The 12,876-nt window shown below is 70.3% G+C and carries 13 protein-coding genes; 5 read left to right on the forward strand and 8 right to left on the reverse strand.

The features are described 5' to 3' along the window. Positions 1 to 13: 13 nt before the first annotated feature. The 5 genes from LV75_RS21060 to LV75_RS21080 form a co-directional block, all read right to left on the reverse strand. Positions 14 to 1,105 (reverse strand): alpha/beta hydrolase family protein, encoded by a 1,092-nt coding sequence (locus LV75_RS21060; RefSeq protein ID WP_253888707.1) that lies wholly within the window; start codon positions 1,103 to 1,105, stop codon positions 14 to 16. A gap of 173 nt (positions 1,106 to 1,278) precedes the next feature. Next, positions 1,279 to 1,746, reverse strand: coding sequence for a helix-turn-helix domain-containing protein (locus LV75_RS21065; protein ID WP_253888708.1), 468 nt, complete (start codon positions 1,744 to 1,746; stop codon positions 1,279 to 1,281). Positions 1,747 to 1,903: 157 nt separating this feature from the next. Then, the gene (locus LV75_RS21070) at positions 1,904 to 2,578 is read right to left on the reverse strand and encodes a hypothetical protein (RefSeq protein WP_253888709.1); all 675 of its coding nucleotides are present in this window, start codon (positions 2,576 to 2,578) and stop codon (positions 1,904 to 1,906) included. Between the two features lie 14 nt (positions 2,579 to 2,592). Then, positions 2,593 to 3,645, reverse strand: coding sequence for a WXG100 family type VII secretion target (locus tag LV75_RS21075; protein ID WP_253888710.1), 1,053 nt, complete (start codon positions 3,643 to 3,645; stop codon positions 2,593 to 2,595). Beyond that, positions 3,642 to 3,782: a hypothetical protein gene (locus LV75_RS21080; protein ID WP_253888711.1), complete on the reverse strand. Its 141-nt coding sequence runs from the start codon at positions 3,780 to 3,782 to the stop codon at positions 3,642 to 3,644. The genes LV75_RS21075 and LV75_RS21080 overlap by 4 nt, the downstream gene beginning before the upstream one ends. Positions 3,783 to 4,042: 260 nt before the next feature. On the opposite strand from LV75_RS21080, the gene LV75_RS21085 reads away from it, so the two are divergent. Further along, positions 4,043 to 4,795 (forward strand): type VII secretion system-associated protein, encoded by a 753-nt coding sequence (locus tag LV75_RS21085; protein WP_253888712.1) that lies wholly within the window; start codon positions 4,043 to 4,045, stop codon positions 4,793 to 4,795. 2 nt (positions 4,796 to 4,797) lie between these two features. On the opposite strand, the gene LV75_RS21090 is transcribed toward LV75_RS21085, so the two are convergent. Further along, positions 4,798 to 6,111 carry an aminotransferase-like domain-containing protein gene (locus LV75_RS21090; RefSeq protein ID WP_253888713.1) on the reverse strand — a complete coding sequence of 438 codons (1,314 nt, stop codon included), beginning with the start codon at positions 6,109 to 6,111 and terminating at the stop codon, positions 4,798 to 4,800. A 76-nt stretch (positions 6,112 to 6,187) separates the two neighbouring features. Between LV75_RS21090 and LV75_RS21095 the strand changes: the two genes are divergently transcribed. Together LV75_RS21095 and LV75_RS21100 are read left to right on the forward strand one after the other, a co-directional pair. Next, positions 6,188 to 6,874 (forward strand): alpha/beta fold hydrolase, encoded by a 687-nt coding sequence (locus LV75_RS21095; protein ID WP_253888714.1) that lies wholly within the window; start codon positions 6,188 to 6,190, stop codon positions 6,872 to 6,874. Positions 6,875 to 6,924: 50 nt separating this feature from the next. Next, positions 6,925 to 7,470, forward strand: coding sequence for a PadR family transcriptional regulator (locus LV75_RS21100; RefSeq protein WP_253888715.1), 546 nt, complete (start codon positions 6,925 to 6,927; stop codon positions 7,468 to 7,470). On the opposite strand, the gene LV75_RS21105 is transcribed toward LV75_RS21100, so the two are convergent. Further along, positions 7,436 to 7,870: a very short patch repair endonuclease gene (locus tag LV75_RS21105; protein ID WP_372504210.1), complete on the reverse strand. Its 435-nt coding sequence runs from the start codon at positions 7,868 to 7,870 to the stop codon at positions 7,436 to 7,438. The two genes, LV75_RS21100 and LV75_RS21105, sit on opposite strands and share 35 nt — an antisense overlap. Before the next feature lie 177 nt (positions 7,871 to 8,047). Here LV75_RS21105 and LV75_RS21110 point away from each other — a divergent pair, with 177 nt between their 5' ends. Beyond that, positions 8,048 to 9,928: a trypsin-like serine protease gene (locus LV75_RS21110; protein WP_253888716.1), complete on the forward strand. Its 1,881-nt coding sequence runs from the start codon at positions 8,048 to 8,050 to the stop codon at positions 9,926 to 9,928. 94 nt (positions 9,929 to 10,022) lie between these two features. Next, positions 10,023 to 10,925, forward strand: a complete 903-nt coding sequence (locus LV75_RS21115; protein WP_253888717.1) for a hypothetical protein — start codon at positions 10,023 to 10,025, stop codon at positions 10,923 to 10,925. A 277-nt stretch (positions 10,926 to 11,202) separates the two neighbouring features. Here the strand turns inward: LV75_RS21115 and LV75_RS21120 are convergent, their stop codons facing one another. Continuing rightward, positions 11,203 to 12,786, reverse strand: coding sequence for a S8 family serine peptidase (locus LV75_RS21120; RefSeq protein WP_253888718.1), 1,584 nt, complete (start codon positions 12,784 to 12,786; stop codon positions 11,203 to 11,205). Positions 12,787 to 12,876 lie beyond the last annotated feature (90 nt).

Genomic DNA, 12,876 nt, shown 5'->3' on the forward strand with positions numbered 1-12,876 from the left:
TCTGGGGAGAACACTACCGCCAGCGGATCTTGACCTCGGGGTACTTGTGGGACTCTCGGTCGAGCAGGCCGGTAGGGATGCCGCGTAGCCAGCGGTCGAGGAAGGCGCGGACGTAGACGCGCTGCAGTTCGGTGGCTCGGGTAGGGCTAACTGTGCCGAAGAGTTCGGTGAAGATCTCGGCGGGTAGATCGCGCAGGTTGGCGGGGGCGATGTAGTGCGGGGCGTCAGTGAAGCTGTAGTGGCCCATGGTGGATGTGGCCAGGTGGCGGGACCAGGTGCGTTGGACTGAGGCCCACTCCGTCCACGAGTCGAACTGCCACTCGCCGGTCAGCAATAGAGAGGGAACTGGGACCGGGGTCACTGGGGACGGTAGGCCACCGTCGAGGTTGGCAGCGGCGCGGATCCTTGGGTCCGTCCGGGCGGCTTCGAAAGCGGTAGCGCCACCGGCGGAGTGACCGATGGCGGCGATCCGGTGGGGATCGGCCAAGCGGCGGCGGAGGAGTTCGGTCAGCACTGACGTTAGGTCGGCGGCGCGGACTCGGATGGCGGCGGTTACATCCTCGGGGGATTGCTCTGGCGGCACGCTGTGGTAGATGACGCGGCCGTCAGGGAAGCGGACTGCGGCGGCTTCGTAGGTGTGGTCGACGGCTGCTACTAGGTAACCGTGGCTGGCTAGGTCTTCCGCGAGGGCCGTAGTGGTGGCGCGCGAACCGGCGTAACCGTGGCTGAACAGGACTAGCGGCAACCGGTTCGAGAGCGCAGGGGCATCCTTCAAAGCGTTAGAAGTGATGGCGCGCAACGAATCCTCGGGTGCGCCCAACGCTGCCTCAAGTGATCGCGTGACCTCTATAGGCGCGTAATTGGCTCGGGTACCTCGGGTACTCCAAGTGGGATACCAGAGTTGGACCATCAGCTCGCGAGGCCGCGGGGTGGGCGCCCAGGAGTCCACTCTGGACTGATCAACCACGTGCAACGCGCTCGTCGCGACCGGCAACACCCCGGTGGGCCGGGGCAGGCGGACAGCGGGCGCGGCGGTGGCGGGCACGGCGAGCAGCGCCTGCGCGCACACCACGGCGAGGAACAAACCAGCCAAACGGGACCTCATGCCGCGGACGGTAGCGGCAAACGACACTGTGGTCTAGACCTATGTCGTGGCCGGGTCGGCCCGCGCGGGATGGCGGGTCGTCCTGGTTCCTCCGGGTGACACGGGGTTGCGCGGGCACACCGACGGGACACGTGGCCCCTGCGGCGGGACGCGGGTTCGGCGGCGCGCCGGGGTTAGGGCTTGCCGCGCTTCTTGGCGTTGAGCACGTTGGTGTGCCGGTACGCCTCGGCGGTGGTGGGCGAGTTCGAGGGGATCGGCTCGGTGAACGAGCGGATCAGGTTCACCACCGCCTGGCGCTGCTCCTCGGTCAGCCGCATCACCAGCTCGCGGACCTCGGTCACCGTCGCCGTCGGCCGCCCGGCCCGGGCTGGCTCGTACTTGGTGGGGTCGAGGTTGGCCAGCTCAAGCGCCTCCGACGGGTCGACATCCACCGCGAGCGCCGCGTTGATCACCGTGTCGGCCTTGGGCCGGAACGGCTTGCGGTCGGCGCGCCGACCGCTCTCCAACTGCTGCCACGAGGTGCGCGAGAAGCGGGCCTTCTGAGCCGCGTCTTCCTGCGACCAGCCCTTCTCGTCCCGCGCGCGCCGCAGCAATTCCCCGAGTGGCCAAGAATTGGGGTCTTCGCCGTCCCGACCGGTCATGGCGCAGATGATCCCGCATGCCAAGCCACAACACGACAGCGAAACGCCCATCCAGCCGTGTTTCCTATTGTTTCATGAATGTAGGCAGTCAGTCCACTAAGGACTTCCACCCGCCGCACCCGGATGTCCGCCATTTCCCCGCTCGCGGGCACCGGCACTAGTCCAACCGAGCGACAACCCGCCACCCCGCCACCGGATCCGCCCCGGGATCGTGATCTCCCCACCCGCTCACCACGTCCCCGCGCGGGTTCGCCTCCACCTCGTCGCGAGACCGGCGGAAGCGCGCCGCGAACCGGGCGCCACCCCAGACCAGCGCGGCGGCCAGGCCGACCGTGATCCAGCCCAATGGGTCCTCGGCGACCGCGTACTCAGCAGCGGTGAAGACCAGCCCGACACCAACGGCCGCGACGGTGTAACCGGGCCACGGCGTGGTCATGGCCCGCAAGATCCGCTTGGGTGCGACGACACCGTTGTCCGGCAGTTCCCCGGCGGGTGGCACCGGATCGGCCGTCGGGGTGACCCGGCGCGCGATGAACTCGGCGGCGCCGACAGCGTCGTCGACCGGCAACAGCCACTGCTGACCGCTCCCGGCGACCCTCAGTGCCTGCCCCGGGGACACGTGGATCGCGCTGCCGTTCGGCAGCGGCCAAACGAAGGGCTCGAGCACCTCACCCGTGTGCGCGAGTTCCAGTCGGCTGAACGGGATGACCAGGCGGCCCGCCCCACCGTTGGCCTCTGCGGTGGGGCGCGGCAAGAGGTCCAGCAGGAGTTGACCCAGCCGGACCCGCAGCCGGGCGCCGCCGCGCAGCCAGAACAGGACCTCGACCTCCAAGCGCGCTTTGGTGTTCAGCGGCGGCTGGCCCCAACTGGTGGTAGCGGTCGCGGACCGCCTGCGCGCGCGAAGGTCCGTTGTCGCGCACCCCGGGTGGCCCAGTTGTCAGCACCGGTCCTGGCGTTGGCTGCCCAGTCGTCGGCCCGCCCCGCCAACCGGTCGGTGGTGTTGCGCCCTGCGGTCGCCGCGGCGGTCATGCCGTCGGCAGCGCTGTCGAGTGAGTCGGCGCGAGCGGTGGCGGCGTGGGTCAGCTCGCCCGCGCGCTGGTTTCCGTAGCGGCTGTTGGGCATGTGCCTGGCCAGGTCGGCGAGTTCGTCGGCTTGGCGGCGCATCGCGTCGGACGCCCGCTTGGCGAGTCCGCTGAGCTTGTCGAGCGCGCCGAACAGCTTCTTGAGGAACCCGGCGATCTTGGTGCCGATCTCGATCGCCTCCGTGCCCACCCCGGTGGCGAACGCGGCGAGCGAGGCGCCCGCGGTCGGGACCGCCGGGATGCCCCGCGCCAGCGCGGGCCCGGCGAACTCGGCGGGCAGGTCGCGGACGAGGGCGCGGGTGGTGGTCACCAGGACACCGGCGACCTTGGCCTGGTTGGCGGTCGACTCGGCGGCCTGCGCGGAGTTGGCGAGGCCGGTGATCACCACGCTCGCTTGCCGCCGGTAGGCCTCGGCCGCTGGGCCGGACCAGTCGGCCAGGCCCGCGAGGGCCCGTTCGTGGGTCTGCCTGGTCTCGGTGAGCTGACCGGCGAGGGTGGTCCAGGTCTTGGCCGCCGCCTCGATCGCGGGCGGGTCACCCATGAGCTCGTCGAACGGCTCGCGCAGGAAGCCGACGTTCTCGATGATCCAGCCGACCACCGAGGACGCGAGGCTGCCGAACGGGTCGGCGGCGAACCCGACCACGTCCACCGCCGCGGCCGCCGTGTCGATGCCGAGCGCGGCCGGGTTGACCTCCTCGCCGTCCAGGAACGGCTGGGCGATCCCGCGGACCAGGTCCTCGCCGGTGTCGGCGATCCCCGCGCCCGCGAACAGCTTCCCGTCGTCGGCGGGCTTGGCGATCAGGTCGTTGTCGCTCACGCGAGGCTCCCCGTGTTGGCCCGCTCGGTCTCGTCGTAGGCAGTCGCGGCCTCGCTCAGCCGAGCGCCGGTCGACTCCACCGCCGCGGGCAGGGCGGCGATCAACTCCCGCGCGGTGGAGAGTTGCTCGTCGAACACGAAGGTGTAGACCTGGCAGATCTTGCCGAGTACGTCCGGGCCCAGGCTGGTGTTGGCGGCCTCGACGCAGTGGGTGAGTTGGGTGGTGAGCAGGCGGCCGTGGCGGTGACCGCCCCGTCGGGGCTGGTGGCTCGGGTGCGGGTGTCTTGGAACGCGGCCCGCGCGGCTTCGACTTGTCGCCGCATCTCTTGCAACCGATTCTCGTACTCTGCGAGATAGTCGTAAGGATCCGACACAAGCCAAGGAGTGTGGCACGACCGATGTCGACCCCGCACCGACCTCCGATCACCCCGGCGCTACGGGCGGAGGCCAGGTCGGCCCCCGACAGCTGGCTGCCCGTCGTGGCCGAGGACGGGCAGGTCGCGGGGCGGTACCTGGTGGACGACAACGGTGAGATCACCGACGAGTTCGTGCCCAACCCGCGGTACCGGCCGCGGTGGTCGCCGCCGATCACCCCGGAGATGCGATCCTACGCGCTCGGCCGCCCCGGCGGCTGGGTCGAGGTGCTGGACCCGACGCACCCGGGGCCGGACACACCCGATTGGGCGGTCGTCGGCAGGTACCCGGTCGACGCGAGCGGCGGGATCATCGCCGCGTTCGAGCCCAACCCGCAGTACCGGCCGTCGCCGGTCGCGCTCGGTTGGCCCGCGCCGCGGTCGGAGGCGGAGGCGGTGCTGCAGCTCGCGCACACCGGGCAGATCGAGTACCGGGAGGCGGTGGTCGCCGTCCTCGCGGCGACGCTGGTGCTGCCCGCCGACCCGACCAAGCCGCCGCGGACCCGGCTGGTGGTGCGCGGGCGGGTGGTCGACGCGTTCGCGACCGAGGAGGCCGCGCCGCCGGACTGGCCGCCGCACTGGCAGAAGTTCAGCGGCGTCGAGGTCGCGATCCTGATCGACCGGCTGGCCGACCAGTTCGGCGGGCCACCGGACCTGCTGCTGCACGCCGCGCCCGACCTGCAGGTCCGCATCCCCGGGTCGGTGCTGATCGAGGCGCTGCGCCTGGTCGCGGGCTGAGCTCAGTCGAGGCCCGGGTCGGGGTTGGCCGCCAGGTCGGCCAGGTGGGCGAGGGCCGCCGCGAGCGCGGGCAACGGGGGTGACCCGATGGCCAGGCGGACGGCGCGCGGCGCCTGGGTGGGCGGGACGGCGAAGGACGTGCCGGGGGTGATGGCGATCCCCGCCCGGGCCGCGGTCGCGACGAAGGTGTCGGCGCGCCAGGAATCGGGTAGTCGCCACCAGAGGTGGTAGGCGCGCGGGTCGGCCTGGACGTCGAAGCCCGCGAGGTGCTCGGCGACCAATGCCTGGCGGGCGCGGGCGTCGGCGCGCTTGTCGACGAGCAAGCGGTCGGCGGTGCCGTCGGTGGCCCAACCGATCATGGCGGCCACGGCGACGTGCTGCGGCGCCCAACCGCCGGAGCGGATGGCGTTGGTGACGCGGGTGCGCAGCGAGGGCGTGGTGACCGCGAAGCCCACGCTCAACCCCGGCGCGATGCGCTTGGACAGGCTGTCCACCAAGACCCCGTGCGAAACGAGTGACCACAGTGGCGGGTCGTCGTGGAGGAATCCGTAGATCGCGTCCTCTATCAGCGGGATGTCCTTGTCGAGCAACACATCGGCGACCTCTTGGCGCCGTGTGGCACTCATCGAGATACCCAATGGGTTGTGCAGCGCGGGTTGCAAGTAGACAGCGCTTAGTGGACCTGCGGATCGCAGTGCCGCTGGCGTGACGCCCTCGCTGTCAGTGGCAAGAGGGACCAGAACAACGCCCAGGCGAGCGGCGATCCCCTTAACCACCGCGTAAGTCACCTCTTCCACCCCCAGCCGCTCCCCCGGCGCGACTAGCGCGGCAACAGCCCCCGCGATCGCCTGCCGACCGTTGCCCGCGAAGACCACGTCTTCCGCTCGGGGCGCCCACCCGCCGCGCGACAGCAGCCCGACCGCGGCCTCCCGCGCCGCCGGGGTCCCGGCGGCGCCAACGGACCGCAGGGCGGACGCGAGCACGTCGGGGCGCAAGCTCGCCCGCATGCTGTCGGCGATCACGTCGATGTGGTGCGGCAAGATCGGGAAGTTCAGCTCTAGGTCGACCCTGGCGCCTCCCGGTTCGGCCAGCGCCGACTCGGCGACCGCGGGCGCGGCGCGCACGAACGTCCCCCGACCGACCTCGCCGACGACCAGCCCGCGCCGGACCAGCTCGGCGTACACGCGCGACGCCGTCGACACTGCGAGCCCGTGCTGGCGGGCGAACTGCCGCTGCGTGGGCAGCCGCGTCCCGGCGCCGAGCCTGCCGGTGGCGATGTCCTGGGCGATCCGGTCGGCGACGGTGCGGAAGTCCATCATTGCTCCGAGGGCATTGTTGTCATTGCACCGACATCCTGCCCCGGTTAGCGTGGGTTCGACAAGGGAGGACGCCATGCTGCTGCTCATCCACGGCCACCCGTTCGACCGCACCATGTGGGACCCGCAACTCGCCCGCTTCGACGCGATCGCCCCGGACCTGCGCGGCTACGGCACCGCCGAACCCGCCTCCGGCGTGACCGCGATGAGCACGTTCGCCGATGACCTCGCCGCGCTGGCGCCGGACCGGGACCTGGTCCTCTGCGGCCTGTCGATGGGCGGCCAGATCGCGATGGAGTTCCACCGGCTGTACCCGGAGCGGGTGCGCGCGCTCATCCTCTGCGACACCACCGCCCGCGCGGAAACAGCGCAGTCGCGGCAAGAACGGCTCGACATGGCCGACCGCCTCAGCCGCGAAGGGATGGAGCCCTACGCCCGCGAGGTTCTATGGAAGATGGTCGCGCCTGGAGCTGATGACGCTGCCGAGCACGTATTGAAGATGATGCTGTCCGCGCCGCCCGAAGGTGCCGCAGCCGCTCAGCGCGGACGGGCGGACAGGCCCGACTACCGCGAGTCGTTGACCGCCCACCCGGTTCCCACCTTGGTCATCGTGGGCAGCGAGGATGCGTACACCCCGCTCGAGGAGGTCAAGCACATCCCGGCCACCCACCTCGTCGAGGTGAAAGGGGCCGCTCACCTGCCCAACCTCGAGCGACCGGACGAGTTCAACGGCGCCGTCGCGCGGTTCCTGGCCACGCTCTGAGACGCTCATCTCGTTGTAGTGCGACAAAGCGCTTACCTACTGTCCGGTACATGGCGTTGGAACACGCGATCCTGGTCGCGTTGAGCGAGCAGGCGGGCACCGGCTACGAGCTGGCCCGCCGGTTCGACCGGTCGGTCGGCTACTTCTGGCAGGCCACCCACCAGCAGATCTACCGCGTGCTCAACCGGATGGCCGAGGACGGCTGGGTGAGCGCGGTGCACGTCGCGCAGACCGGGCGGCCGGACAAGAAGGTGTACTCGGTCGTCGACGCGGGCCGCGCGGAGCTGGCCAGGTGGCTCGGTGAGCAGGCACAACCCGCCCACCTGCGCGACGACCTGGCGGTGAAGATCCGCGGCGCCGGTCTTGGCGACGCGGGCGCGGTGCTGGCCGAGGTGCAGCGGCACCGCGAGCACCACGCGCGGCGGCTGGCGGTCTACGAGGTCATCGAGCGCACCGAGTTCCCCGAGCGGCACGCGCTGACCGGCACCCGGCTGCACCAGTACCTCACCCTGCGCGGCGGGATCACCACCGAACGCGGCCTGGTCGCCTGGTACGACGAGGTCAGCGCGGCCCTGCGGCGGGACGTGGCGAGCTGAGCGCGGCCACGACCCGCTCGCGGACCAGGGCGGCGGCGACCAGCGGGTCCTCGTGCTCCCAGACCCGCACGACCTGCCAGCCCGCGGCGGCGAGCCGGGCGTCGGTGTCGCGGTCGCGGCGGCGGTTGCCCTCGATCTTGTCCCGCCAGAACTCGGCGTTGCGCTTGGGCCACGTCGCGTGCTCGGGGCAGCCGTGCCAGAAGCAGCCGTCCACGAACACGGCGGTCTTGGCGCGGGAGAAGACGACATCCGCCTCTCTACGGACAGTGCGCACAGGGCGTTGATGCACCCGGTAGCGCAGGCCGAGAGCGTGCAGCGCTCTACGGAGCGCCATCTCGATCCCGGTGTCACGGGCCCGCTGCCTGCTCATCCGCTGCCGCACGGCCGCCGTCGACTCCACCGACTCCACCCAACCTCCCGCTCCAGCACCTGTTTCCGCAGGTCCGGATAAAGTTCCGTACCCCTACGGATACCGACCCTGATTGTTCCTCACCGGGCGTCACTCGAAAGTGACCTGCAGCGAACCGCCGCCGTCCCTGCCTAGAGGCGAGCGTTCCTGATCCGGAAAGGAACCATCGTGAAACGAACACCACGGTCCTGGGGTCTGATGGCTCTGGCCGCGGCCACGGTGTTGGTGCCCGTCGGCGCCACCATCGCGAATGCGGCGCAGTCGACCGCCGGTGCCCCGGCGAACGCCCCCGCGGCGAACTACTTGGGTGACACCGTCCCCGCCAACCTCGGCGATGCCACCCCGTCGTTCGTCGGCGGCACGGACGCCACCGTGAGCGAGTTCCCGGGCATCATCGCGGGCATCCGCGCAGGAGGCACCCGTCCCCAGGGCCAGACCTGCACCGGTACCGTCGTCGCCCCGCGCAAGATCCTGATCGCCGCGCACTGCGCCGACGCGGCGGGCGACAAGTCGTTCGTCTACGGCCTCGACGACCTCAAGGACTACAACAACGGATCCGGCACCGGGTTCGCTGTGAAGGCCGTCAGCTACAAGAAGCACCCGAAGTACGTCAACTTCGACCAGGGCTACGACGTCGCCGTCGTGACCGTCGACAAGGACATCGCGCTGAAGGGTGGCGCTGCGTACCCGGCGTTCGCCACCTCGGCCGACTCGGGTGGCGCTGCCCCCGGTAAGACCGCTCAGGGCTTCGGTTACGGCAAGAAGGACTTCAACGACAACTCCGCCGACGTCACCCTCGACAAGGCGAGCCTGCCGATCGTCAACGGCGACTCGGTGTGCCAGGGCGTTGGCGCCGGCTTCAAGTCCGCTTACATGATCTGCGCCGGGTACTCCGACGGCCGGATCACGATCCTCCCCGGCGACAGCGGTGGCCCGCTGATCGTCAACAACAAGATCTACGGCGTCGCGTCGTGGAGCCGCTCGGACTTCAAGTGGTACAGCGTCTACGGCCGCCTCGACAACGAGATGGGCGACTGGGTCAAGTCGGAGGTCGGCACCGTCGACCCGCCGACCGGTGACTTCTCGCTGAGCGTGACCCCGAGCAGCGGTTCCGTGGCCGCGGGCAAGTACCTGTCGGCGACCGTCAACACCACCGCGGGCTCCGGTGGCGCCGAGAACGCCACCCTGTCCGCTTCCGGCCTGCCCAGCGGCGTGCAGGCGGTCTTCCAGCCGACCTCGGTCACCACCGGCGGTTCGGCCAAGCTGACCTTCGACGCGTCCGCCTCGGCGCCCAACGGCACCTACGAGGTCACCATCACGGCGTCGACCTCCAGCGGCAAGACCGCGACCGGCAAGTACTCGCTCACCGTCACCGGTGGCGGCGAGCCGCCGGTCGGCGACTTCACCCTCTCGGCCTCGCCGAGCAGCGTCAAGGCCGCCAAGGGCAAGTACATCTCCACCACGATCAACTCCGCAGGTGGCAGCCGCGGCCAGAGCATCAACCTGACCGCGTCGGGTGTGCCCTCCGGTGTGAAGGCGGTCTTCCAGCCGACCTCGATCACCGCGGGCGGCTCGTCCAAGCTGACCCTCGACGTGTCCACCACCGCGGTGGCAGGCACCTCGAACATCACCGTGACCGGCACCGACGCCAACGGCAAGACGGCCACCACGACCGTCGCGCTGACCGTCGAGGGCACCACCGAGCCGCCGACCGGCGACGTCACCGTCACCGCCACCCCGTCCTCGGGTAGCGGCTGGGCGGGCCAGCTCGTGCAGACCTCGGTCAAGGCGAGCGGCGGGACCGGCAGCCTGCGGCTGACCGCGACCGGCGCCCCCACCGGCACCCAGGTCACGTTCAACCCGGCGACCATCGCCCAGAACGGCACCAGCAACGTCTGGTTCTTCACCAACTTCCAGACCCCGGTCGGCACCTACCCGATCACCATCACGGCCACCTCGGCCGACGGGAAGACCGGCAAGACCACGTTCACGCTGACCGTCACCCGCTTCGGGGCGTTCAACGCGGGCACCGCAAGGATCCCCAGCTGATCACCTGACCGGCACGGACGGCAGGCCCCCGCCGGGGGCCTGCCGTTCTTGCCGTTTTGCCGTTTGAGTGGGAGGACCAATGCAGCCATTCCGGATGAGCGACCCAGTGCCGCTGGAGACGTTCCCGACCGTGCTCTCCGGCGCGATCGAGCGCAGCGGGCTGAGCCTGGAGCACCTGCAGCGCAAGCTCGCCAACGAGGGCATCCGGGTCAGCCTGTCGACCCTGAGCTACTGGCGCCGGGGCAGGACCCGGCCCGAGCGCCCGGAGTCGCTGCGGGCGGTGGAGGTCATCGAGGAGGTGCTGAAGCTGCCGCACGGGTACCTGGTGGCGCTGCTGGGGCCGCGCAAGCCGCGCGGGCGCTGGGTTGCCCGGGGCGGCCTGGTGCGGCCGCACGAGACGTTGTGGGACAGCACCTCTGGGTTGGCCCCGGTGCTGTCGGAACTGGCCGAGCCCGCGCCGGGTGAGCTGACGTACCTGCACGTGCACGACCAGCACTACCTGGACCACAACGGGCGGGACGTGCGGACCAAGGTGCGCATGCTCGTCCGGTCCGAGGTGGACAGACTGCGGTCGATGGTCGTGCTGCACCGCGCCGAGGAGCACGACCGGGCGCTGCCCGCGGTGCTGACCGGGTCCGGCTGCGCCGTCGGCCGCGTGCGCCCGGTGCCGTCGAGCCGGTTCACGGTGGCGGAGGTGCTGTTCGACCGGTCGCTGTCGGCCGGGCAGACGGCGATCTTCGAGTACGAGGTGCGGTGGTTCGCCCAGGGCAGGTCGACCCGGTTCTCCCGGGGATCGCGGCGTGCTTTCCGCGACTACCTGGCCGAGGTCACCTTCCACCCGACGGCCCTACCCACGTCCTGCTTCGCTTACGCGCAAGAGGCGGCGGACGAGCCCGAGGTGCACCGGGAGACGTTGGAACCGGGCTCTTACGGCGGTGTGCACACCACGGTGCAGGCGTCGGAGGCGGCCATTCATGGCATCCGGTGGACGTGGTGATCACAGCGCCGATGGCATCCCGGGCCTAAGAGTCCGTGGATGCCATCGGCGCTGTTGTGACTGACAGCTAGAACCTCGACTGACAGCTAGAACCTTGACTGACAGCTAGAACCTTGACAGCTATGCCGCTGGGGTTCTGATTCCCGTGCCATCTCTGGGGTGTGATCGAGAAGCACGGTGAGTTCCACAAGCCAGGCCAGGGACACAATGCTCCTGGCACGAGGAAAGGCCCCGGAGCTGCACCAGCCTCCGGGGCCTCTCTTAGCTCGATCAACCCTTAGACAGTCAGGGTCCAGGTGTCGATGTTGCCGGTGTCGTAGGTGTAGATGTCGGTGACCTGGAGCTTCCACGTGCCGTTGCGGTTCTCCGCGGAGGCGTCGACCGTGAAGGTCTGGTGGATGCCGGTGGCCGAGCTCGTGCCACCCGCGCGCTGCAGGCTGTAGGCCTGCCCGGACGGGCCGATGAGCAGGACGTTGAGGTCGCCGGTGTAGGTGTGGTTGATGTCGACCTTCACCGAGGTGGTGGTCGGCGCCTTGCCGGTGCAGTTGGCGATGGTGACCGAAGAGGACACCGCCGAGCCGCCGTCGGGGATGTTGACGTCGTCACCGTTGGTGCCGGGGCCGCAGGTGGGGTCCGGGTCGGGGCCGGGGCCCCCGGTGATGAAGCCGCTGTAGAGGAGCTTGTTCGGGGAGCCCGAACCGGGGTTGGTGACCTTGCCGCTGGTGGCGTTGTTCACCAGCGCGTCGCGCAGCGCCTGCGGGCTGGCCGACGGGTTGGCCGACAGGTACAGCGCCGCGACGCCCGCGACGTGCGGGGTGGCCATCGAGGTGCCGGACATGTTGGTGGCGCTACCGGTCAGCGACAGCGACGTGATGTTGTCACCGGGGGCGAAGATGTCGGTGCACGTGCCGTAGTTGGAGAACGAGGCGCGCGCGTCGTTGGACGAGGTCGCGTTGACCGTGATCAGCGCGGCGACCTTGGCCGGACCGGTCGAGCAGGCGTCGGTCGAGCTGTTGCCCGAGGCGACCGCCATCTGCACGCCGGAGTTGACCATGCCCGCGAGGGCGTCGTTGCCCAGGTCGGCGGTGTCGAAGGTCCACGAGGCGTTGACCACCGCGGGCTTCTGCGCGTTGGCGGTGATCCACTCGATCGCCTTGACACCGGCGGAGTCCGGGCCGTTGCCGGTGCAGCTGGTGCCGAGCATGCGGACCGAGACCAGCTTGACCTTCTTGGCCACGCCGTAGGTCTTGGAGCCGATGGTGCCCGAGACGTGCGTGCCGTGCCCGGAGCAGTCCTGGCCGTTCTGGCCGTCCTCGATGAAGTCGGCGCCGACGGAGGCGCGGCCCTCGAACTCGGCCAGGCCGGTCTTGATGCCGGTGTCGGTGACGTAGACGGTCACGTTCGACGCGCCGCCGCTGGGGTAGTTGTACTTCTTGTCCAGCGGCAGGTTCGCCTGGTCGACGCGGTCGAGGCCCCAGGTGGGGTTGTCCTGGACGTCGAGCGCCTTGGCGGTGCCGTCCTGGTAGACCTTCTTCACCGCCGGGTCGGCGGCGAGCTGCCTGGCCTTGGTGTCGCTCAGGCCCTTGACCTGGAAGCCCTGCATGGACTTGGAGAACACGTAGTCCAGGTTGCCGCCGTACTTCTGCACCAGGGCGCTGGAAGCGGCCTGGATGCTGGCGGCGGACGCGGCGGCGGTCGGCTTGAGCGAGACGATGAAGCTGTTGCCCGCCGCGGGCTGCTTGGCCCGCACGAAATCGGCTTCGGCGGCGGTCGCCGGGGTGGCCACGGCCACCAGGGCAGCGGTCACCGCCGCCGCGCCGAGCGCCGCGAGCACGACTCGCCCGCGAGTGGATCGTTGCATGATGAGGAGGTCCTTCCACGATGGTCGACAGCCGTGCGCACACGGCCGAACAGGGTGTTCGCCCTTCATGGACCGGGCACCCGGCGCTTC

Source organism: Actinokineospora diospyrosa (assembly GCF_024171925.1).
GTDB lineage: Bacteria > Actinomycetota > Actinomycetes > Mycobacteriales > Pseudonocardiaceae > Actinokineospora > Actinokineospora diospyrosa.